We start from the raw sequence: 23,448 nt of genomic DNA on the forward strand, positions 1-23,448 counted from the left end.
TGTGATTTGTGTTAAAATTAGTATCAAGTAGCTAGTATCATGACCGAATTAAAATCTTGATACTTGATACTAGCTACTTGATACCTTACTAAGGTTAATTTTTTTCTCTACTAATCCTTGAATCGCGCCAGGACTTTCCGGCCCAGATCAAACGTTACCCTAAACACTTCCTGGTTACTCATCTGATATCCCGGCACCTGGTGAAGGCTTAAAATAAACTGCCCCTTTATCCTGTTAGCTAAAAACGCGGTATAAATCATATCCAAACGGTTATAGGTTTTGTACTGATAAAACGAATCGCCGTATATAATATGACTGCCCTGGCCTTTATAAAATTCATCGTACAAAGCAAACTGGTGCCAGCCAAAATAAGCATTAGCTATAAAGCCTTTAGGTGTTTGAAAACCATCCACACCACGGGTACGCTCAAATGACGCCATGCCACCTGCTTCTACTGATAACGAATCTAAAAAGGTTTTATGACTAAAATCCAAACCTAAACGGATCTGACCGCCGCCATTATCCTGTATATGATCATTAGGGATAGGAACGCCCGGACCTGCATCATGCAGCAATAAAAAGTAATGCGACACATAAAAAGGACCGTAAAGTGAAGGACGGTATTTACCAGATAAGCCAAACAAAAACTCCTCGCGTTCGGTATCGGTTTGATGGCTTACCCAGTCAATCCAACCAGTTTCGGTAAAGTGCTCGTTATGATAGCGGGCCAGTAAACCTTCCACGTTGGGGCGGTAATAACGCAGGGTATCATTCAGCAAAGCGCGGGGGTAATCGTCCAGTAAACCTTCCCTTGGGAATGCACCCGCGTTAAACAACCAGTTTTTCCCGGTATAGCTATAGTAAGCCACGGGATTAACCTTGGCAAAATAAGGTTTTGCGCCAAAATCATGCAGGGCATTAACACCTACAATAAAGTGATGCACACTATCGATGTTTAAACCCAGATCCAGCTCGGTACGTACCCCAGAATAGGTATGGGACCGTTCAACAAAAGGTTTATACTCGCGGTTATCCAGAAAACCCATTCCATTAAAATGGATGTCGAGGTTGTTTTGTGCTAAAGCAGCTGTGCTGCTTATGAAGGTAATGATTGCAAATAAGTATAATTTTTTAAGCATGGGGTAATGTATTATTTAACTGTAAAATTGATAGCACCGCTATTTCTGCCTCCTTCAAATGGTAGGGTACGTAAAGAGAGTATCAATTCGTACCGCCCTTTTTTGGCAGGCGCTGTAACGGCAAAATTATAATGGGCATTTTGCCCGGGTTGTAAAGCAATATGATAAAAACTGTCGTCGGCCTTTTGAACATTCTGAAAGCCATCATCTCCAAAAAAGCAAGCTTCAAAATATAGCGGCGGCTCTCCCGGAGCATTTCCAAAATCAACAGGAAAGCTGTATGTATTTTTAAATGACAGGTTAAGCGTAACCTTTTCGCCGGGCGATGCGGTTATTTTGTAAGCAGGTAATTCAAAATCTATTTTCTGATAGGTACGTACATTATTTACCCAACAGGCATACCAGTTACCAACTGATGTTTTAATGGTATCGGTAGTTGTGCCCGGTATAGGGTCCTCCACTACCAGGTAGGCTCTTTTATGTTGTATACTATCATCAATGGGCCATATGTCATATTGGGTACGGCGGTAATAACGCGTATCGTAATTAAGCCCCTTAACGGTATTGTTATAAAAATTGTACTTTGACGGATTTTGGAAGCCTTCGCTAAATATTACGTAATTATCGCCCGCTTTAGCGTGCACCGCTTTTGCCCAATCCCTGAAACCGAAAAAGCTCTTGATAGCGCCAACTTCCACTAAAGGTGGAAACCCTACTATGATGCATAGCCGCAATAAAACGATCAAGGCAATATTAGCTATGGCCAGCTTGTTAAACCAAGGCGGTATACTGCTTTGTGCAAAAGCTATCAGTACCAGCATGGATAAAGGCACGTAAGCAATCAATGTCCAGTGTAACTGTACTTCGCCTTTAAATGAAGTGAAGAAAAAGAAAAGCAGTATGCCAACGCTGTTTACAATTAAGGCACGCATAAAAGCGTCTTTGATACGTACTGTAAAACTTTTGTAAAACAGGAACCAGCCAATCAACGGCCCGGCCATAGCCAGTTGCCCTATCGGGTACAGGTATGAATACGAAAAGTTATAGGTTTCGGCAGAACGCTCCGAAAGATGGTATTTAAGAGAGGGATAATCATGGTTTACCTGCCATAAAATATGTGGTACATATAAACCCACAGCCAGCAGTACAATACCCCAAAACGATCCGCGTTTGAGCAGTTTGATATTGGAGAGCAACGTAAAAATAACCAGCAATATGCCATGGTATTTACTATACAACAGGCCGGCAATAATCACGCCCAGTATTAAAGCAAGGGGCCAGCTATCTTTTTCAATATAGCGTTGGTAAACATAAAAGAACAGGGCGGTAAATAATAACAAGGGCGAATCGGGCGTGGTAGTAAATCCGTAGATATGGAAAACAAATATCCCCGCCATCACCAGAATAAAAGCCCGGGCATTTACGCTATATTTTTTTAGCATCAGCCATATCAGGTATAATGATATGGTACTGCTGAGTACGGTAAACAAACGCACGCCGAATTCGCTCTGCATTAAACTGTATCCGGCTTTGATGAACAGGGCCACCATTGGCGGGTGATCATAATAACCCCAATCCAAAAAACGCGAATACATCCAGTAATAGGCCTCATCGGCATGTATCTCCAGAGTGCAGGCCTGCAACACGTTTAAAGCTGTCCATAACAATAAAAAATAAATAACAGGGCGGTCATATTTTACCGGGGACTGTGTATTATTTAAACTGTTTTGCTGCATTTATAATGTTAAAAATTGAATTGGCAAAGGTATGATAAAAGATATAAGGCTTAAAGTATTAGTAATCATGATTAAGTAAAATACATCTAATCTTCATAATTTAAGTAGATGATGGCAGAATGAGCGAAAATTAAAAGAGGCCGTCACCCTGAGCACCGTCGAAGGGTGGAACGCAGAGGCCTGCCCACCATGTCTCGATGATGCCATCCATGACGTCTCTCCATCATGTCATTGCTGTAAGGTACGAAGCAATCTCGTAGCTATTCTCACCGATAAGAACGCGAGGAGATTGCTTCGTACCTTACAGCAATGACATATTTTTTATAAAATTGAATTTAGAATTTAATTAGACATGTCGTTTCATACTTAGAGGTCCCGGGTTTCGTAATTCAGCATGACGTCCTTTTAGGAACGATTTGTTTATAAAACAGCCGCTTCTTTGTTATACTTATTCCGGTAATCATTCGGGGTCATGCCGGTTATTTTTTTAAAAATATCCCTGAAGGTTTTCATGTCCGAATAACCCACATGATACATCACTTCATTGATCGACCGTTTACCGGTTTCCAATAATTTTTTAGTGGCTTCGATCTTAACACGCTGAATGTACTCTACCACAGTACTACGCGTTGCTTTTTTAAACCTGCGCTCAAACGTGCGGCGACTGACATTAAAAACATCCGCGATTTGGTTTACAGTCAACTTTCCTTTATAATGTTGTTCAATAAATTCCTGCGATTTCAGAATGGTATCGTCCTCATGGTTCTTTTGGCCATTAAAAATAATAAAGGGCGATTGGTACCTGCGGTCGATATCGATCACAAAAAACTTAGCGGTATGAATGGCTATTTCGCGGTTGGTATACTTTTCAACCAGGTACAACAGCAAATTCCAGTAAGCATTATTACCGCCGCTGGAGTACAAACCATGCTGATGCGTGATCACTTTTTCATCAACCAAGGTTACGTCCGGATAATAATATCTGAATTCGTTGGCATAAGCCCAGTGGGTTGTACATTGCCTGTCCCGTAACAAACCGGTAAACGCAAGCAGAAATGCACCCGTACACAAACTGGCCACCTCTGCACCTTGCTTATATTGGTCAATTATCCATGATGCATAATCTTTGTTTACATAAGCAGCGGCTATGGCATCGCCCATCATAGAGGGGATAATGATCAGGTCAGTTTTCGGCAGATCATCCATGATCACATCTGGCTTAACGGAGAAAACACCATTATTTAATTGCACTTCCTTGTCTGTCCCTACCAATTTTACAATGAATAAAGGGGGCTTGCCTGAGTTTTCCAAAAGTTCGTTAACCGTGGCAAATACATAGGCAGCATCGGCGATAGAGGCCATGACCGCATTTTTAAGCGTTAAGATGGCAATGTTGATCATGATTAAATATACCATTTTGTCGCAATACCCTACCTAAGATTGTCGTATTAGCACATCATACCTAAAAGATATTGCACTTACCTTTGTCTTAACAAAACAACAACAATCATGATCAGCATTAATCCTTATTTAAATTTCATGGGTAATACCGAAGAGGCCATGAACTTTTACCAATCCATATTCGGTGTAGAATTTGCCACTTTTCAGCGCTTTAATGAAAGTCCGGGATTCGAGCGCATGCCTAAGCAGGACCAGGAAAAGATCATGCACGCATCGCTACCCATGGGCAAACACAATAACCTGATGGCTACCGATACATTGGAATCAATGGGGCAAACTTTAACAGCCGGTAATAACTTTTACATCTGCGTTAATACCGAAAGCGAGGCAGAAACCGACAAGCTTTTTAATGGCCTTACCGCCGGTGGTAAAATAGAAATGCCACTTAACAAAACCTTTTGGGGAGCCTATTGTGGCATGTGCCGGGATAAATTCGGCATACAATGGATGATCAATTTCGATCTGAAACAACCGGTTAAATAGTCATGAAAAAGATAAATATATTTTACTGGATCTGTACAGGTTTATTGATCGCTATGGTAGGTGTAGGTTCCGTATTGGATGCTATCTCCTACCCGGATTCGGTCAAGATGGTTACCGGGCTCGGATATCCTGCTTACCTGGTACCCTTTTTGGGTATTGCCAAACTCCTTGCGTTTACCGTAATTCTTGTTCCCGGCTACCATCGGTTAAAAGAATGGGCTTATGCTGGTATAGCATTTGACATACTGGGCGCCCTATATTCAAACATCGTTTTGGGCAAACCCTTCCCTGCTTTAATCTTTATCATCATGCCTATTTTACTCTTGGTAGGGTCTTATGTTTTCTATCATAAAAGATCAGCTGCGGATAATCCTATACTTGTTAAAAACTAAGAAAAAACCAAACACAAAAAAGGCCTTCTTATACAAGAAGGCCTTTTTACTATAAACTCTTTTATAAATTGTTATTGTCCGGATAATGCCGCGGCACCACTCACAATTTCGGTAAGCTCGGTGGTGATAGCTGCCTGGCGGGCCTGGTTGTATGAAAGTTTAAGGGCTTTTAACAAGTCGCCTGCGTTTTCAGTAGCCTTATCCATCGCTGTCATACGGGCACCATGCTCAGACGCGTTTGAGTCTAATACGGCACGGTATAACTGTATTTTGATATTTTTAGGTATCAGTTGCTCTACAATTTCTTCTTGCGAAGGCTCCAGTATGTAATCAACATTAGCTGTTTTTACTTCTTCCTTTTCCTTCTTATCAGGTTTTGGCACTGGTAATAGTTGCTCGGCAATTAAAAACTGTACAGCTGCGTTCCGGAAATGGTTGTACACCAGTTCTACGCGGTCAAACTTGCCATTAACAAAACCTTCCATAATGCTTTCGGTAATTTTGGAAGTATTTTCAAAGTTCAGGTCAAGGTACAAATCGTTATTGTTACCAATTACGTTGTACTTACGACGCTGATAATACTCCTGGCTTTTTTTACCGATAGCTACTATCGAAACATTACCAGCCTGCAATTGCTTGGTATATTTTTCGGCAATAAGGTTGTTTGCTGTTTTAATTGCATTGGCATTAAAAGCACCAGCCAAACCACGGTTTGAGGTTACTACAACCACCAATACACGCACGGGCTCGCGCTCCTGCAAATAAGGTGATGAACCATCTTCTAAACTTGCAGATAAATTAGCCAGCAGCTCTTTTAGCTTATTGGCGTAAGGGCGCAATTGTACAATAGCATTTGTAGCACGTTTCAACTTAGCTGCCGAAACCATTTTCATGGCCTTGGTGATCTGCTGGGTTGATGATACAGATGTTATCCTGTTTCTTACTTCTTTTAAATTAGCCATTTTGTTGAGATGTGAGATGTGAGATATGAGATATGAGACTTAACTCATTTTCCCTTTTCTCCGCTACTCATTTCTATTGCTTTTTTTTAAAGATTCGAGATATAAGCCATTGTCTCATATCTCAAATCTAATATCTCATATCTAAATTAATAGTTACTTACCAGTTCTTTGGCTACAGTTTCTAATACGCCTGTGATCTGGTCGTCAAATTTACCTGCTTTAAGGGCAGCTAAAACTTCTGGATGACGAGCTTCTAACTGGCTGGTAAACTCAGCTTCAAACTTCCTGATATCTTTTACAGGTACGCTACGCATCAGGTTTTTAGTACCTAAGTATATAATAGCCACTTGTTTTTCAACAGATACCGGAGAGAACTGACCTTGTTTCAATACCTCTACGTTACGAACACCTTTGTCCAGTACGTTTTTGGTTGAAGCATCAAGATCTGAACCGAATTTGGAGAATGCTTCCAACTCACGGTATTGAGCCTGATCAAGCTTCAAGGTACCAGCTACTTTTTTCATGGATTTGATCTGCGCGTTACCCCCCACACGTGATACCGAGATACCTACGTTAATGGCCGGACGAACACCCGCGTTAAACAGGTTTGATTCCAGGAATATCTGACCATCGGTAATAGAGATTACGTTGGTTGGGATATAAGCAGATACGTCACCAGCTTGGGTTTCGATGATAGGCAATGCGGTTAATGAACCACCACCTTTTACGATACCTCTGATAGACTCCGGCAAATCGTTCATCGCCTGGGCGATAGAATCGTTAGAGTTGATCTTAGCGGCACGCTCTAATAAACGGCTGTGCAGGTAAAATACGTCACCTGGGTAAGCCTCACGGCCCGGTGGACGACGTAATAACAGTGATACCTCACGGTAAGCAACAGCTTGTTTTGACAAATCATCGTAAATGATCAATGCTGGTCTTCCGGTATCACGGAAGTACTCGCCGATAGCGGCACCTGCAAACGGAGCAAAGAACTGCATGGTTGCAGAATCTGAAGCGTTTGCAGCTACAATGATAGAATATGGCATAGCACCATTTTCTTCCAGTGTACGTACAATGTTTGCTACTGTACTTGCTTTTTGACCGCAAGCTACATATATACAGATAACCGGCTGACCGGCATCATAAAATTCTTTTTGGTTGATGATGGTATCGATACAAACAGCGGTTTTACCGGTTTGGCGGTCACCGATTACCAGCTCACGTTGTCCGCGACCAATAGGGATCATCGCGTCGATAGCTTTGATACCGGTTTGCAGAGGCTCAGTTACCGGCTGACGATAGATTACACCAGGTGCTTTACGCTCCAAAGGCATTTCATAGGTTTGACCAGTGATAGGACCTTTACCGTCAATTGGGGTACCCAGGGTATCCACAACACGACCCAACATACCTTCACCTACGTTGATAGACGCGATACGGTTGGTACGTTTTACGGTATCACCTTCTTTAATATCGTCAGATCTACCTAACAATACCACACCTACGTTATCTTCTTCAAGGTTAAGCACGATACCTTGCAATCCTGTGCCAAATTCTACAAGCTCTCCTGATTGTACTTTTGTCAATCCATAAACGCGTGCAATACCGTCACCCACCTGGAGTACAGTACCCACTTCTTCTAATTCAGATTCTGACTTGAAGCCTGCCAATTGCTGACGCAAAATTGCCGATACTTCGTCTGGTCTTACCTCTACCATTGTTTAAAATTTATTTAGAGTTTTTAGTGTTAATATTAAGCTGCCTGTTCGGCAAATTCTTTCTTTAATTTTTTCAGGCTGGCTGCAATACTGGTATCTACCTGCCTGTCGCCTACGGTTAATACAAAGCCACCAATCAGGCTTGGGTCAACCTTAGCTTCCAGTTCAATGGTGCCGCCAATTGTCTTTTGCAATTCAGCAATCAGCGTTTGTTTGTTAGCTGCAGAAAGCTCTGTAGCAGAAGCAACTTTTGCTTTGGTGATATGCCTTTTGATGTTATACTGGTTTATGTACTCCAGCGCGGTAGTATATAAAACCTCACCACGGCTTTTGTTAACCATCAGTTTAAAAAACGCGATGGTAACCTTGTTCACCTTACCTGCAAATACTTCATCAAGTATTTTTATCTTTTTGATATGGGCGATGATCGGGTTACTTAAAACAGCTTTAAGTTCAGGATTGGCCTTGAGGGTATGCAAAAACAGATCCATATCAGCCTTAATCGCGTCAACAATATCTTGTTCCTGCGCAAGGTCAATTAATGATTTGGCGTACCTGGTTCCTACTGTTAATTCTGACATATCTTTTTATTTGGGAATTGGGATTTTCGATTTCGGATTTATCCGATTGATAACTCAAATTCTCTCCTTATATAAATTATAACAATTCCAGAATCACAATTTCAAAATCCGAAATCACAATTCCGAAATCCGAAATCACTATAATTTCACTTCTTTTAATAGTTGGCTCACCAGTTCGTCTTGTTTCTGGTGATCTTCAAATTGCTTGCGTAATACTTTTTCGGCAATTTGTAATGACAAGGTAGCTACCTGGTTTTTAACATCAGCCATCGCTATTGATTTCTGGTTGTTAATTTCCACACGGGCCAATTCAATCATGCGTGCACCTTCTTTGTGGGCAAGTTCTTTGGCATCAACTATCATTTGCTCTTTCACTTTGCGGGCATCGCTCAATATGTGATCGCGCTCGGCACGGGCTTGTTTCAGTAACGACTCATTCTCGTTGGTTAAACGGGCCATTTCATCTTTAGCAGCTTCGGCTTTTGACAATGAATCTTCAATAAAGCGTTCACGATCATTCAGGGCGCCTAAGATAGGTTTCCAGGCAAATTTGCCCAGTAAAAACAGCAGGATAGCGAAGGATACCGTTGTCCAGACAACCAAACCAAGATTGGGGGTAACTAATTCCATAATTATGTATAGATATTTACTTTATATGTTATTCTTTTTTAATCGGAGTAAAACAAGCCCGGAGCCAAGCGCTCCGGGTTGTTCTTTTCCTCTTTAACTCTAAAATTAGAGTATAGCAACTACCACAGCAAACAAAGCAACACCTTCAACAAGGGCTGCAGCGATGATCATGTTAGTTTGAATTTTTGAGGCAGCTTCTGGCTGACGTGCGATACCTTCAACGGCTTTACCACCGATTTGACCGATACCAATACCAGCGCCAATAACAGCTAAGCCAGCGCCAATTGCACCAACACTACCTATAACTCCTGTTTTGGTCACAGCTTGTGCAATTGTTCCAATCATTCCAATCATTGTTTGATAATTTAACGTGTATATATAATTATAATTAATTCAGATTAATGGTGATGCTCTTCAACAGCCATCCCGATAAACAGGGAAGTAAGCATCGTAAAAATAAAGGCCTGCAAAAATGCCACAAGCAATTCGATACAATCCATAAACACTACGAATGGTACAGACACTGTTGCCATCCATGCAGTTTTAAAGATGAATATTAAGGATATTAAGCTTAGTACGATAATGTGACCGGCAGTAATGTTCGCAAACAAACGGATCATTAACGCGAATGGCTTTGACAGGATACCAATGATCTCCACCGGAACCATGATAGGATACAACCAAAGCGGGATACCTGGTGCAAAAATGTGTTTCCAGTAGTATTTGTTACCACTAAAATTAACAACGATGAGTACTATTGCCGATAGCACCATGGTTACTGCTATATTACCGGTTAGGTTAAAGCCTCCCGGAAAAAAAGGAACCAGACCCAATAAGTTATTGATCAATATAAAAAAGAAGATGGTTAATAACAGCGGCATGTACTTAGCATACTTAACACCTATGTTTGGAATAGCCACATCATCCCTTACAAAAAGAATAACCGGCTCAAGCAACGCCTGTAAACCCTTTGGCGCTTTACCAGCGCGTTTTTTATAAGCCGAAGTAATACTAAAAAATACGATCAATAATACGATCATTCCCATCCACATACTAATCACATTACGAGTGATGGAGAAATCATATATTTTAGCATCCTTAATAACTTCACCTGCTTCGTTAACTGCCAGTATCTTTTTATTTTCCAGTTTATAGCTGTAATGCTCACCTTTGTAAATCGGAGCTTCGTGACCTTCTTCATGATGAAAACCTAATTTCTCTGAAGAAAAAATTTCCAAACCTTTATCTGTATACAGAATAATAGGCAACGAAACAAAGTGTTCCTCCATAAATGGTATTGACACAGGCCAGGAGTGCGAATCACCGATGTGTTCAAATACTACCTCTTTCGGATCAAATGGTTTTTCGCTTGCTTCCGCAGCCTTTTCTTGTGAAAAAGATAATGTTGGCTTAACACAGAAAAGCAAAAAAAGCGCGGAAATCAGTAATGGTTTAAATATTTTTGAGTTCAAAATCGAGCTATTATTCATCTAGATGAAGTTTTCTACCTTATTTTTTGGTTGCGCAAGTTACGTAACAAACCATAAATTTCAAAACCCATATTTAAGAAATATATATAAAAAAAATCGGCCACAAAAACATGCCTGTTTACCTTGTTTTTTAAAAGAAAAAACAAGGCGAAAAACATACAAGCCAACAGCTTAACCGTTGTTGCGGCCAAAAAGGCCTGGGCATACATTTCTTTATTGATTTTGGCTACCATCAGGATAGAAATTACCGTTAAAAAGGTAAGCCCCGATAGGAAGAAAAACAGCAACCAGAACTTTGGTGTGAGCAGATTGCCGTAACCCATATAAGGAAGCACCAGTGGTGGCGCTGCAATGATGATGATAAACGACAAATAGGATAATACAGTAGGTAGTAGTTTCAACTTTTTATAGATCTGATAACAATATACAATGCAATAAACACCCCGATAAGCGATAACACTGCCGTTACCCATTTTACCCGGTGAGCCATAACCTCGTCAATTTTATAGCCTGCAAAAGCAAATATGCCAATAACCGCTATCATCTGAAAAGCCACACCGCTGAATTTGGCATAAGTGTTTGCCTCTCCAACATTGTCAGATTCGTCCTCCTGTTCATTTTTTGCCATGCGCAAATTTATGAAAAGCTGTTGGATAAAGTTCTGAATTCTAAACACTAAATCCGAAATCAAAATAAATCCGGAACAGCGAGGCCCTCTTAAGCACCACCGTTAAAATAAACAATAACGAAAAATCGAACATCCGAAACCCAAAATCGTATAATATCTTTAGTATTTTAGCAATGCTTTTAAAACCAATAGCTTATTTTGAGGCAACTACCTATATCTTCCATGTACAAAAACAGTAATTTTTTACTGTTTGCCCTTATCATTATTATCGCGGGTTGCTCGCTCGAAAAGCAAAGCGGCCTTAACCGATCCATGCAAAACCTTACCGCGCATTACAATATCCTGTTCAACGCTAACGAATTGCTGCGGCGCAAGCAGGAAAGTTATGCTGCATCGTTCCCTGATGCTTATACCGAATTATTAAATGTTTACCCCGATACTACCAGCCAGAGCGGTTCGCCAGATAGAGATATGGAGCTGGCCATTACCAAGGCTAATACTATTATTAACATCAAAGAGCAAAGCCATTATATTGGTGATGCCTACCTGGTTTTGGGCAAGGCCCGCTTTTTGGAGGGCAGTTACTTTGATGCTGTAGAGTATTTTAGTTATGTGATACGTTCATTCGGGAATAATTTCCCACTGGCGCAAGAGGCCATGGTTTGGAAAGGGCGCTCCCTTTTATACCTGAACAATTTGCCGCAAGCCAAGCTCACTATTGATTCGGCGGTGCAAAACATCAACCCAAAAAAACCGGGCAAAAGTTTCACTGCCGATGTGTATGCCACCCGCATGCAATACAACATCAACACACAAAATTATGCCGAGGCCGAAGGTGATGCCAAACAAGCTATACAATTCTGTTCGGTAAGCCGGCTGAAGCTGCGCTGGATCTTTATTTTAGCCCAACTGCAGGAGCTTAACCTAAAACCGGCTGATGCTTATGATAGTTATACCCGCATTGTACAAAGTAACGCCTCGTTCGAGATGGCCTTTAACGCCAATTTAAACCGCATCCGGATACAGGATAACCGCAACGGCATTAAGCTAAGTAAGATCGATCAGCTGCGTAAACTATTGAAGAATCACGACAATATTGATTTCTTCGACCAGGTATACTACCACATTGGGCAACAGTATTATTCCACCGGCGATATTGATAACGCCATCAAAAATTACAAATTATCGATACGGCATAGTACCAAAAATCAAAATCAACGCGGGGTATCGTACCTGCGCATTGCCGATATCGATTTCAAGAATAAAGCCAATTACGAAGGCGCTAAATTATATTACGATAGTACCCTCACCTACCTGTCACCCAGTTACCCGGGCTATCAGCTTATTGTTAAAAAGAGCAATAACCTGCAATTATTAACCGGCCTGCTGCAAACCATAGCCCGAGAGGACACCTTACAAATGCTCGCCGCGCTTGACGAAAAAACGCGCGCGGCACATATTGATGCCATGGTTGCCCGTAAAGCAGCCCAGGACAAAGCCGCGGCGGCAGAGGCTGCAGCTGCAGCGGCCAGCAATAACAACGGCGACCCTTTTAGTAACAGCTTTACCTTAAATAATCCCGACGCACAGCAAAACGGCCAAAACCGTCAAAACGGGCAAAATGGCCAAAACGTAGTAAGCTCATTCTATTTTTATAATAATAATGCGGTAAGTCAGGGTTACACAGCATTTAAACGCCAATGGGGAAACCGGAAACTGGAAGACAACTGGCGCCGCAGCAAACGCTCAAACACCGGTTTACCTGTAAGCGCAGCACCTTCGGGACCGAATACCACCACAGATAAACTGGCTGGCGTGACCGGTAAAGCGGCAGATTCGCTAAGAAGTGTCATTTATAAACAGGATCTCATTCACGACCTACCCCTTACTGCCGCCCTGCTTAGCCAGTCCAATATCCGTATCTACAATGCCTACCTCGATCTGGGCAACCTATACCGCGATGTGCTGGAAGATAAAAAAGAGGCTATAGCTGCCTTCGAAAAAATGCTTGCCCGTTTTCCGGATAACCCGGATAAGCCGGCTATATATTATAATCTATATCGTTTGTATACGGATATTGATGCCTCCAAGTCTGACATGTATAAAAACCGTATCCTGAAAGAATACCCACAAACTGCATTCGCCAAAATAATTCTTGATCCGGAATACAGCAGAAAACTGAATGATGCCAACGCCGGCTTTAATGTATTCTATAACCAGGTATATGACCTGTATGAACAAAAACAATACACGCAGGTGATTAGCAGTGCAGATGATCTGTTAAAAAGATACCCGGATAACCGCTTCGCCGCGCAACTATTTTATTTAAAAGCCATAGCTGCGGGGCATCAGGAAAAACTGCCGCCATTTATGGCTGATATGCAGGAGATTATTGAAAAATACCCTGATGATGTATTAATAACCCCACTGGCTCAGCAGCACCTGGCTTATATTAATGCCAACATGGCCGAAGTTGCTAATCGTCCGGTGGTGCTTAATAACGAAGATCCTAACGAGATTCCGTTCACGCCTCCTGTGGCCTATCAAAAACAAACAGAATACCGGAAAACTTATATTCCATCGCCGCAGGCACCAGAGTACCGTCATCCGGTGAGCGCACCTTTAAACGGATTGGCTTCGGCAACCACAAAAATCAATACCCAGCTAAACGCACCACAGGGTAAACTAAGTGCCAATCACATACAACAACCGGCATATGTGCTGCAGCAAGCTAACCAGGCCAACCCGGATAGCGTTACCACAACGGTTGCGCCACCCGTTATTGTAGCACAAAACATAGCCTCCATATTTTCAAAGCGCGATAGTACCCATTTCTATTTTGCTATAAATGTTACTTCGGGTACAACTAACCTGGCATCTTCACGTTTTGGAATAGGACAATTTAACCGTATCCGCTTTTTTGGCTATGGCTTTAAACACGAGCTGGTAAATGCAGGACCCGACAACCAGATCATTTACATCGGTCGCTTTTTTAGTTTGAGTGATGCCCGCAAGTATGCTAAGAGCATTATCCCGGTATTACCCGATATTATGAAGGTGCCTAAGGATAAATACAGTTTTTTTATCATTACCAAGGAAAATCTGGATAAATTAGCCGATCAAAAAACGGTGGATAGTTATATGGACTATTACCAGAAAAATTATTGAAATGAGAACTACTAAGCCCAAGCTTACGCAACAGGATATAAGACGATATAATTGGTACATATGGCGCACCGTAATTGCAGGGTTCGTTTTTGTAGGATTGATGATAGCGCTAACCATTTTTGATATCTTCGGTCAGCTGCCCTCTTTCCGTGATCTGGAAAACCCCAAAAGCAACCAGGCATCCGAAGTATTATCGGCCGATAAAAAGGTATTAGGTACCTATTATATACAGAACCGCTCCAACGTAACTTATGCAGGACTATCGCCTAATGTAATTAACGCGCTGGTGGCAACCGAGGATAAACGTTTTTATGATCACTCAGGTATTGATTTTGGTCGCAGCTTTACCATCTTTCTGCATTTACTAATCGGCCAGAAACAGGGCGGCAGTACTATTACGCAGCAACTGGCACTCAACCTGTTCTCAGAAAGAGCAGCCAATCCATTCAAACGTGTTATTCAAAAAATGCAGGAATGGGTAACCGCCGTTAAGCTCGAACGCCATTATACCAAACAGGAAATCCTGACCATGTACCTTAACACGGTTGATTTTGGCGCATACAATACTTATGGTATTAAATCGGCAGCACGTACTTACTTTAATACTACTCCCGATAAATTAACACCAGATCAGGCTGCGTTACTGGTAGGTATGGTGAATGGCCCTGGTATATACTCGCCTACCCGCCACCCCGATAATGCCCTTAAACGCCGTAACCTGGTACTTAACCGTATGGAAGAGCAAGGCTACCTGAGCGCAGGCCAACTTGATGAGTACAAACAAAAACCAATAGGGCTCGATTTTCACCCTAACAACCATTTTGACGGGCCGGCACCTTATTTCAGATCGGTACTTAAAAAAGAGTTGCAAAAACTATTTAAGGAGCAAAACATCAACCGCTCAGACGGTACACCTTATGATCTTGACCGCGATGGCCTGAAAATTTATACTACTATTGATGCCACTATGCAGCAATATGCCGAGGAAGCCCAGCAACAATACATGCGCGACCTGCAGGTACAGTTTAATGATCACTGGCGCGGTAAAAATCTGTCCAAAAGCATCCACAATTATAAATTGCTGATACAACAGGGCATGCTCAGATCAGACAGGTATAAGCAGTTGAAAGCTCAGGGTATGACCGACGAGGACATCACCACTAACTTTAACACCCCTGACAAGCTAAACTTGTTTACCTGGCATGGCGACATCGACACGTTGATGAAACCTATTGACTCCATTGTGTATTGTAAAATGCTGCTCCGTAACGCGTTGATGAGCATGGACCCAACCACCGGCTATGTTAAAGCCTGGGTAGGCGGCACCAACTTTGAGCATTTTAAATATGACCAGGTAAAAAACGGCACGCGCCAGGTTGGTTCGACAGCCAAACCGTTTACTTATGCGGTAGCTATTGATAATGGTTACTCGCCTTGCATGAAGATCAATAACGTACCTGATACTATCAGGGGATATGGTAGCGGTCCGTGGTGCCCGCGTTCATCTCCATCTGAAACTATACCAGGCTTTATTACCCTGCGCCAGGCTTTGGCACACTCTCAAAACTGGGTAACCGCGCATGTTATGGGCGAGGTTAAACCCGAGCCTGTTGTGGAGCTGATCAAAAAGATGGGAATCACCAGCGCGGTGCCGCCCTATCCTTCCATTTGCCTGGGTACATTTGATGCCTCGGTGTTTGAAATGACAGCGGCGTACTCGGTATTTGCTAACCACGGTTTGTGGACAGAACCTACCTATATTTTACGTATTGAAGATAAAAATGGAAACGTTTTATATACCCATACCCCAAAAGTAGTGCAAGCCATGAACCCGCAAACCGCCTATGTGATGACATACATGCTTAAAGGTGTAATTCAGGATGGTACCGGCTCCAGGTTACAATATAAATATGGCCTTAGCAACCCAATAGGGGGTAAAACCGGTACTACTCAAAATAACTCTGATGGCTGGTTTATCGGTATCACACCTCAATTAGTTACCGGTTTATGGACAGGTTGTGAAGATCGTGACATTGCATTCCAGTCGACGCGCTTGGGTGAAGGTGCCAACAGCGCCCTGCCTATATTTGCGTTTTACATGAAAAAGGTATATGCCAACGCTGCGTTAGGCATCAAGAAGAATGTTGATTTTGATGCACCCAAAAACGGCGTAAGCATAGTGATGGATTGCAACCAATACAACCAGCAGCAACAAGGCACAACCGAAGTTGATAAAAAGCTAGGGTTTTAATAACGTTGTAAGTTTGACGCTATACGTTTTACGTTGATTAGCATTGATCAATAGGTTTTATTTAATGTAAAACCTATTACATACAACGTAATACCTAACAAACGAAAAAGTAAACCGTGGAGAAGTTTGATTACAGGGCGGCATTAAAAAATATACCTCACAAACCCGGTGTTTACCAATACTGGGATAGTGAGCAGGAACTGATATATATTGGTAAAGCTAAAGACCTGCGCAACCGTGTGGGCTCCTACTTTAACCAGGATGTACATGTAAATGCCAAAACCCGGGTTTTGGTATCCAAGATACGCAACATCACTTTTACCATTGTTGATACGGAGGTGGACGCCTGGCTGCTGGAGAACAGCATGATCAAAAAGCATCAGCCCCGTTATAACGTGATGCTCAAGGATGATAAAACCTATCCCTGGATCATCATCAAGAACGAGGATTATCCCCGCATTTTCTGGACCAGGCGCATCATTAAAGATGGTTCAAAATACCTGGGACCTTATGCTTCGGTGAGTATGATGCACAATATTTTGGGGCTTATTAAAGAAACCTACCCCCTGCGCACCTGCAACCTGCAGCTCACCCGCCAAAACATTGACAAAGGCAAATTTAAGGTTTGCCTCGAGTATCAACTGGGCAACTGTAAGGGGCCTTGCCAAAACTACCAGACCGAGGATGACTATGACAACAGCATTGAGGAGATCAAAGATATCCTCAATGGCAAGATAGGAGCCGTATTACGTCGGCTTAAAGGTGAAATGGAAACCGCCGTTGCTGAGTATAATTACGAGCTTGCACATCGCTTAAAACGAAAGTTTGAATTGTTGGAAAATTACCAAAGCAAATCAACCGTTGTAAATTCATCCATAACGGATGTAGATGTTTTCAGCATAGCGTCGGAAGATAAAATAGCCTTTGTTAACTTTTTAAAAGTGATGAACGGCACTATTATTCAAACGCAAACTATCGAATTGAAGAAGCGCCTGGATGAGAGCGATGAGGAACTGCTTACCCTGGCCATATCTGAATTCCGGAGCCGCTATAACAGCGACTCCAAAGAGATCATTGTGCCTTTTGGTATCGACCTCGAGGATCACCCCGGTATTAAGTTCACAGTGCCCAAACTGGGCGAAAAGAAAAAGCTGCTCGACCTTTCGCAAAAGAATGTCCTATTCTTCAAAAAAGAAAAGATAGACCAATACGAAAAACTGAATCCTGAGATCCGTACCGAACGTTTGCTTACGCAGATGATGAAGGACCTTCGGATGAACCAGCTGCCCCGTCATATTGAGTGTTTTGATAACTCCAACTTCCAGGGTAAATACCCGGTATCGGCTATTGTTGTATTTAAAGATGGTAAGCCATCTAAGAAAGATTACCGGCACTTCCATGTAAAAACCGTAGAGGGACCCAATGACTTTGCCACCATGGAAGAAGCCGTACACCGCCGCTACCGCCGCATGCTGGATGAAGGGACTGAACTGCCACAACTCATTATTATTGATGGTGGCAAGGGGCAGCTATCATCAGCCATGCACAGCTTAAAGCTACTGGGTATTGATAAACAGGTAACGGTAATAGGTATAGCCAAGCGACTGGAAGAGCTATATTATCCCAATGATCAGTATCCAATGTACCTGGATAAAAAATCAGAAACATTAAAGGTAATTCAACACCTGCGCGATGAAGCACACCGCTTTGGTATCACCTTTCACCGGAAGATACGCGATAAAGGCACCCTGGCCACCGAACTGGAACTGATAGAAGGTATAGGTAAAACCACCGCCGAAAAGCTGTTAAAATACTTCAAATCTGTAAAAAAGATCCGCGAGGCCAGTGAAGAAATGTTGCTGGAAGTGGTAAACCTGAAACAAGCAAAAGCTATTTTAGGATACTTTGGCAAAGAGGAAGAGGCCAGTCAAAATTAAAAGGGCTGTCATGCTGAGCCTGTCGAAGCATGGCGGGCAAAGGCCTCTCCGCGCGATCCTTCGGCAAGCTCAGGATGACAGCCCGGCCCTCGTCAAAATTTAAAAGGTCAAAACTGTAATAGTTTTGACCTTTTAAATTTTGACTTAAAAAAATCTTAGTATGACCAGAGGTTGAGCTCCCAGTCCATCAGCGATTTTTTGATCCGCTCCGATTCGTAAAGCTTATCGATACCCTGGGCGTAATCTTTTATACGTTCGTCCTTATCATTACTTTCTTTAACAATGTAGCTGGTAAAAATCCGCTTCATAAAAACATCGTCGAAACTTAAGCCCGTTGCGTCGCTGTTACGGCTGGCCACTTCTTTAGTAGCCAGGATAGGTCGCGCCTCCGGAAAATACACCCAGAATGCAGGCTGATAATCCAGATCAAGGCCACCTGCTTTTGGTTTGATCAATGGGGCTATACCGATAATTCGCGGTTCAAATACAGAACGCTGCTTATCAAAAACCCAGTCTTCTTTAATGCGGAATTTCACAACACTATCCGGATTAAACTCGCCGGCCTGTAATGATGATCCTATTTTATTACCGTCTTTATCAAATTTGTCCACTACCGAGCTATCTGCCATTTTTGATTTGGCCCCTCCGGCAGAAAGCTTAACCGTAAAAGCATCGCCTCCTGGATCATCTTTTGTTGGGGTTGGATCATAGGCGGTTAATTCGCCTGCGGCAATAGCATTTAAAAGCACGTCAATTAACCTGCTTTTTGGCGAAGCCAGGTATTGGTTCATTTTTTCGCGCACATCAATCTCGCGCCAAACACGTTTAGCAAAAGCCACATCATTTTCGCGCAGGTTTGGCAAAGGCGTAACCCGGGCATTCAGGATGTTGTTCTTTTTGTAATAGCCATCAAGCGGTCTTTCAAAAGGCTTGTTGGGATCAAATGTTTTGCGTTTTGAGGTATCAGTAACCGATGCCTGGCTCCCGGCCACATTATCCTGCTGGCTGGATTGCTGAGGTTGTTGCTGCACTGGCTGAGTGGTAGTAGCAGTTTTCCTGGTACGTTTTTTAGCCGGGCGTTTCTGGGCAAATGCAGCCGAAAAGCACACTAAGCAAAGTACAACCACCAAAATTTTCTTTTTCATACGCCTTTAATTTGCGGATAATACAATCGGGTCAAGTCCTCTCGGTGTTCCATCAGGGCCAACTGCAATAATATCCTTAAATACAACAGTAGTACCCGGTGTAACAGTATTCATTGCCGCACGCATAGCACCTGTTAGCTCAGCACCGCTGGCCGAATATATAATGGCATCCTGACGGGGCTTTACAACAAGCAGTGTAAAACGCGTTACGTTAAATTTAGCATCAAAATCAAAATTCTCTAATTTGGCAAATACCCTATCCTGCGCCCTTAAGTTTGCAGCACTGGTATTACCACCACTTTTACCTGCAAATTGTGGTTTAGGATCAGGTATCCGTTTAATACGGAATAATGATGAACCTAAAACCATGCCTTTATCACCGGTTACCGTAAGGGTTGTGGTACCTATACTGTGAACAGTAGCAATATAATGGCCGCCACTACCACTTATAGATGCCCCACCTGATGAGCCTATATGCAAACTTGATGTAGGCACACCCGGCGCCGATACCGAAAGCGGGTTTGGTACACCAATATATAATACGTTCATTTTATCGGGCGATACCACTGCTGATGGTTTAGCCACCATATATTGGCCAGAAACTGGGTAGGTTTCCACTCCGCCTTCTACTTTCTTTACCGTTAAGCTACCTGTCCAGGTATGCATACCTTCACCACTTGCTGTTGTGGTATAAGTACCTACACCATCAGCAGTATGTATTGTTGTACCGCCTACAGTAATTATGGGGTCGGTTTTTTTATCATATGCAGTTAAATAGATGGAGGCTGTATATTGTTGCCCAGCCAAAATATAATTGCTTGATGGAATAGCTACAGCCCGAAACTGATTTAGGGTTACTTTAGCTACATCAATTTTACCCAGTATTTTTTTCACTACTTCGTTCTCAGCATTCTTATTATCGGCCTGAATTTTAGCTAAGGTGGTTAAAGCCGCTCCTAATGGAATACCGTCACCAAAATAGGCCTGTTGCCACGTTTTACCTTTAGTTCCAATGGCATTTAAAGAAAAATTAACACCTGTACTGTCCTTACCTAATATTTGAAGCAAATGAGAACGGGTACTTTCAATTTTTTCTTTTAATACATCAGCCTTTTTAGCGTTGATCATTACTTCGGGCGATATATCAAGACTTTCTCTCGCATCTACATCGCCAGTTTCCGTATTGATGCCACCACCTCTTTTTATTAGCTCTGCTTTCAATTCTTCAATATATCCGTTAAGATCATCGGCAGTTTTACTTGCTAATTTGGCCTGGGTTTCCAATTGACGGGCCTTTTCAGGCTGCTCTTTTCCTTTGGTTGCTTCAAATGCCGAATAAGTGCTCTGTAAACTGGTAGTTACATTTTTGCGCGATTGGTCTAAACTACTTGTAATGTTTTTAAAAGCGTCTAACAAGCTATCCGGTACATTCAGGGCTATTAAGCCTAAAAGCACCAGGTATAGTATGCCTATCATTCGCTGTCTTGGGGTTTCCTTACCTCCGGCCATCTATATAAATATTAGCTTGTAAAAAATCTATTAATTATATTAATTAACACGTGGCTGGTTCATTGCAGTAAGCATATTCCCATAAACCGAATTTAACGATGCCAGGTTTTTTGCTAAACGCCCCACTTCTTCCTTAAACTGTTTCGAATCATCTAACGACTCATTGAAGTTGTTCATGGTTAAAGACAGGTTTTTATAAAAGTTGTTCATTGATTTTAAATGAGCGCTTGAATCTTGCAGTTCCAATTCATAAACAGCATTCAATTCAGACAGGTTTCTGCCCAATTTAGTTACCTGATCATGATATGCCTTTGAATCAACATTTGAATTGGCTAATTCTGATAAATTGGCTGAAGCCTTATCAAAAGCAGTGCTTAATTTATCGTAGCTTGCCGATGCTGTTTTTATTTTATCGGTAAAAGCAATGGTAGCTTCGCCGGCATCTGTTACCCTTGATATAGCGGCAACTTTATCGCCAAAAGTTCTTAAACCATCGCCCAGGCTACGTACCAATTCGGGACCGATTTTTGCATCCTCCAGCATTTTATCCAAAGCTTGTGTATTTGATGAATTACTGCTAATTACTGGTCGGGTAGTAGCCTTTGGTAATTCGCCGCTAAACTCTTCACTTAATTCAGGGTAAACACGTACCCAGTCAATATCCTTATCTTCTCTCTGGAAACCCAATAGGAAAAACAAACACGCCTCTGCACCCAATCCAACGGTTATAAAGGTAGATGCCATTGGCCAGTGTTGTATTTTAAACAACAAACCGATGATTACTACTGTAGCTCCCCATGATATTATATTACCTATTCCATAAGGTTTTTTCTTCCCTGCCATAATAATTCAGAAATAATTTGTGTAGATGTTTTATTAATTAGTTTTTGTTTATCGTTTGTCTTTAATATCGCGGCCCAAATAGTCGGTTACACAACGGAAACCAATGTATGATTTCGCGGTGTCCTGGTATTCGTAAGTACGGGTGGCGTTTTGAAGAAAGTACCCGATATCTTTCCATGATCCGCCGCGTACCACTTTACGCTTCAGTACTTCCGGATCGGTTGCTTTAGCTTCGTAATTAAATGTTGGTGCAAGATCATGCACAAATGATGAGGCTGATTCGTCGAAAGTTGATGACGTCCACTCCGCTACGTTACCTGCCATGTTGTACAAGCCATAATCGTTAGGGAAATAGGAGCGTACATTTACGGTATAAGCGCCGCCATCATCGGTATAGTTACCGCGGCCGGGCTTAAAGTTGGCTAGTAAACAGCCTTTGGCATTTTTAATGTAAGGACCACCCCATGGATAGTCGGTACCTATCCTGCCGCCACGTGCAGCATATTCAAATTGAGCCTCGGTAGGTAACCCGTAAGGTAAACGGTGTGGTAAACGACGGGAATCTTTATAAGCATCGTTATAACGGGTACGCCATACGGTATATGCTCTTGCTTGTCTCCAGGTTACACCAACCACAGGATAATTGCGAAAAGCCGGATGCGAAAAATACCCCTCAACCATAGGCTCGTTGGCAGCGTATGAAAAATCGCTCAGCCATACCAGGGTATCCGGGTAAACGGCTACAGTATCACGTAAAATGAAGTCAGAACGTCTTTTAGTTTTATCATTTTTATAATTGGCCGCATCACGAAGTACCATAATGGAATAGTTATACTTTAATATACGTACATCTATTTCATTGCGGTCAAAAACACGGTCGTCGCCCTGGTAATACATGCCCTGTAATTTTGAAGCATTACCGGCCTGGCCCTTTTTATTACTCCAAATCGGGTTCTTTTTTACATAATCCCAATTAATAAATTTTTTGCCGGTATTATTATTGGCATTGGCACCTGCTCCTTTAGGTTGGATGTAATACTTATTATCGTTAGCGTAATTGGTAATGGCGATAGAGTCGCGTACCCAATAAACAAATTGTTTGTATTGGCTGTTAGTGGTTTCAGTTTGATCCATGAAGAAAGGAGCAATGGTAACCTGCTTGGTTTGCGCTATCTGCGCAAAGGTTACATCCTGATCAGTTTGTCCCATCAGGAAAGTTCCACCGGGTATATAAACCATACCATAAGGCACTTCAGACCTGAATGAACGCTGCGGGATACCGGTAACTTCCCCCCTGTCGCCTCCTTTACCGCAACCACTCAAAAAACCGCCCGCTAAAACAACTATTAAAAAGTAGATATGCTTCATTTTA

General features: G+C 42.2%; 20 protein-coding genes. 5 read left to right on the plus strand and 15 right to left on the minus strand.

Annotated features, from left to right (window positions below):
• Window positions 1-110: 110 nt before the first annotated feature.
• The 3 genes from BW976_RS21070 to BW976_RS21080 all read right to left on the minus strand — a co-directional run bounded on the left by BW976_RS21070 (window position 111) and on the right by BW976_RS21080 (window position 4,276).
• Window positions 111-1,139 (minus strand): hypothetical protein, encoded by a 1,029-nt coding sequence (locus BW976_RS21070; protein WP_076376180.1) that lies wholly within the window; start codon window positions 1,137-1,139, stop codon window positions 111-113.
• 11 nt (window positions 1,140-1,150) lie between these two features.
• Window positions 1,151-2,875: a glycosyltransferase family 39 protein gene (locus BW976_RS21075; RefSeq protein WP_076376182.1), complete on the minus strand. Its 1,725-nt coding sequence runs from the start codon at window positions 2,873-2,875 to the stop codon at window positions 1,151-1,153.
• Between the two features lie 420 nt (window positions 2,876-3,295).
• Entirely contained in the window at window positions 3,296-4,276 is a 981-nt protein-coding gene (locus BW976_RS21080) for a GlxA family transcriptional regulator (RefSeq protein WP_076376184.1), read from the minus strand.
• Between the two features lie 108 nt (window positions 4,277-4,384).
• On the opposite strand from BW976_RS21080, the gene BW976_RS21085 reads away from it, so the two are divergent.
• Together BW976_RS21085 and BW976_RS21090 are read left to right on the plus strand one after the other, a co-directional pair.
• Window positions 4,385-4,819 (plus strand): VOC family protein, encoded by a 435-nt coding sequence (locus BW976_RS21085; RefSeq protein WP_076376186.1) that lies wholly within the window; start codon window positions 4,385-4,387, stop codon window positions 4,817-4,819.
• Between the two features lie 2 nt (window positions 4,820-4,821).
• Entirely contained in the window at window positions 4,822-5,211 is a 390-nt protein-coding gene (locus tag BW976_RS21090; protein ID WP_076376188.1) for a DoxX family protein, read from the plus strand.
• 71 nt (window positions 5,212-5,282) lie between these two features.
• Here the strand turns inward: BW976_RS21090 and atpG are convergent, their stop codons facing one another.
• The 8 genes from atpG to BW976_RS21130 form a co-directional block, all read right to left on the minus strand.
• Entirely contained in the window at window positions 5,283-6,173 is an 891-nt protein-coding gene (gene atpG, locus BW976_RS21095; RefSeq protein WP_076376190.1) for an ATP synthase F1 subunit gamma, read from the minus strand.
• 146 nt (window positions 6,174-6,319) lie between these two features.
• On the minus strand, window positions 6,320-7,894 hold the full coding sequence (atpA, locus tag BW976_RS21100; protein WP_076376192.1) for a F0F1 ATP synthase subunit alpha: 1,575 nt from the start codon (window positions 7,892-7,894) through the stop codon (window positions 6,320-6,322).
• 35 nt (window positions 7,895-7,929) lie between these two features.
• The gene (gene atpH / locus BW976_RS21105; protein WP_076376194.1) at window positions 7,930-8,475 is read right to left on the minus strand and encodes an ATP synthase F1 subunit delta; all 546 of its coding nucleotides are present in this window, start codon (window positions 8,473-8,475) and stop codon (window positions 7,930-7,932) included.
• A 138-nt stretch (window positions 8,476-8,613) separates the two neighbouring features.
• The gene (atpF, locus tag BW976_RS21110) at window positions 8,614-9,105 is read right to left on the minus strand and encodes a F0F1 ATP synthase subunit B (RefSeq protein ID WP_076376196.1); all 492 of its coding nucleotides are present in this window, start codon (window positions 9,103-9,105) and stop codon (window positions 8,614-8,616) included.
• Window positions 9,106-9,210: 105 nt separating this feature from the next.
• Window positions 9,211-9,459, minus strand: coding sequence for an ATP synthase F0 subunit C (atpE, locus tag BW976_RS21115; protein WP_455429726.1), 249 nt, complete (start codon window positions 9,457-9,459; stop codon window positions 9,211-9,213).
• Between the two features lie 44 nt (window positions 9,460-9,503).
• The gene (gene atpB / locus BW976_RS21120) at window positions 9,504-10,577 is read right to left on the minus strand and encodes a F0F1 ATP synthase subunit A (RefSeq protein ID WP_317042957.1); all 1,074 of its coding nucleotides are present in this window, start codon (window positions 10,575-10,577) and stop codon (window positions 9,504-9,506) included.
• A gap of 32 nt (window positions 10,578-10,609) precedes the next feature.
• On the minus strand, window positions 10,610-10,996 hold the full coding sequence (locus BW976_RS21125; RefSeq protein ID WP_076376200.1) for a hypothetical protein: 387 nt from the start codon (window positions 10,994-10,996) through the stop codon (window positions 10,610-10,612).
• Window positions 10,993-11,223 carry an AtpZ/AtpI family protein gene (locus BW976_RS21130; protein WP_076376202.1) on the minus strand — a complete coding sequence of 77 codons (231 nt, stop codon included), beginning with the start codon at window positions 11,221-11,223 and terminating at the stop codon, window positions 10,993-10,995. The genes BW976_RS21125 and BW976_RS21130 overlap by 4 nt, the downstream gene beginning before the upstream one ends.
• Window positions 11,224-11,445: 222 nt before the next feature.
• Here BW976_RS21130 and porW point away from each other — a divergent pair, with 222 nt between their 5' ends.
• The 3 genes from porW (at window position 11,446) to uvrC (ending at window position 18,579) form a co-directional block, all read left to right on the plus strand.
• A complete protein-coding gene (porW, locus tag BW976_RS21135) occupies window positions 11,446-14,391 on the plus strand; it encodes a type IX secretion system periplasmic lipoprotein PorW/SprE (RefSeq protein ID WP_076376204.1) in 2,946 nt (981 codons plus the stop codon).
• A 1-nt stretch (window position 14,392) separates the two neighbouring features.
• Window positions 14,393-16,642, plus strand: a complete 2,250-nt coding sequence (locus BW976_RS21140) for a transglycosylase domain-containing protein (RefSeq protein WP_076376206.1) — start codon at window positions 14,393-14,395, stop codon at window positions 16,640-16,642.
• Between the two features lie 116 nt (window positions 16,643-16,758).
• Window positions 16,759-18,579, plus strand: coding sequence for an excinuclease ABC subunit UvrC (uvrC, locus tag BW976_RS21145; RefSeq protein ID WP_076376208.1), 1,821 nt, complete (start codon window positions 16,759-16,761; stop codon window positions 18,577-18,579).
• A gap of 155 nt (window positions 18,580-18,734) precedes the next feature.
• Here the strand turns inward: uvrC and porN are convergent, their stop codons facing one another.
• The 4 genes from porN to porK are packed head-to-tail and all read right to left on the minus strand — an operon-like array spanning window position 18,735 to window position 23,444.
• Window positions 18,735-19,724 (minus strand): type IX secretion system ring subunit PorN/GldN, encoded by a 990-nt coding sequence (gene porN, locus BW976_RS21150; RefSeq protein ID WP_076376210.1) that lies wholly within the window; start codon window positions 19,722-19,724, stop codon window positions 18,735-18,737.
• Between the two features lie 6 nt (window positions 19,725-19,730).
• Window positions 19,731-21,233, minus strand: a complete 1,503-nt coding sequence (gene porM, locus BW976_RS21155; protein WP_076376212.1) for a type IX secretion system motor protein PorM/GldM — start codon at window positions 21,231-21,233, stop codon at window positions 19,731-19,733.
• 39 nt (window positions 21,234-21,272) lie between these two features.
• Entirely contained in the window at window positions 21,273-22,076 is an 804-nt protein-coding gene (porL, locus tag BW976_RS21160; RefSeq protein WP_076376214.1) for a type IX secretion system motor protein PorL/GldL, read from the minus strand.
• Between the two features lie 48 nt (window positions 22,077-22,124).
• Window positions 22,125-23,444 (minus strand): T9SS ring complex lipoprotein PorK/GldK, encoded by a 1,320-nt coding sequence (porK, locus tag BW976_RS21165; protein ID WP_076376216.1) that lies wholly within the window; start codon window positions 23,442-23,444, stop codon window positions 22,125-22,127.
• Window positions 23,445-23,448: the final 4 nt, after the last annotated feature.

The sequence above is a fragment of the Mucilaginibacter lappiensis genome (genome assembly GCF_900155965.1).
Lineage (GTDB): Bacteria > Bacteroidota > Bacteroidia > Sphingobacteriales > Sphingobacteriaceae > Mucilaginibacter > Mucilaginibacter lappiensis.